The following is a 279-nucleotide window of genomic DNA, read 5'->3' on the forward strand; positions in this document are numbered from 1 at the left end:
GGCACCTCGTAAGCGATGCCTGGGCGCCATACGCGATCGAAATAGCCTTTCAGTATGGCGGGCATGCCCGACCACCAGGTCGGAAAGCAGAAGACGCATGCCTCTGCCCATAACAGCGCATCGACATAGACCTGCAGATCCTTCGGCACCTGGGAGGGATCGTAATGGCCACGCCATTCCTCGGGCAGCATCGCCGGATTGAAACCCATCTTGTACAGGTCGAAGTCGATGACTTCGTCGCCTCTCGCCTTGAGCGTCTTGACGATGCGCTGGTGAAGC

At 58.8% G+C, this 279-nt stretch carries 1 protein-coding gene; it reads right to left on the bottom strand.

What is annotated here, in order from left to right; translation table 11 throughout:
- On the bottom strand, positions 1 to 279 hold a 279-nt coding region (locus tag EN869_RS34155), incomplete at both ends, for an NAD(P)H-dependent oxidoreductase (RefSeq protein WP_135916173.1).

It is taken from the genome of Mesorhizobium sp. M2D.F.Ca.ET.226.01.1.1, assembly GCF_004022705.2.
GTDB lineage: Bacteria > Pseudomonadota > Alphaproteobacteria > Rhizobiales > Rhizobiaceae > Mesorhizobium.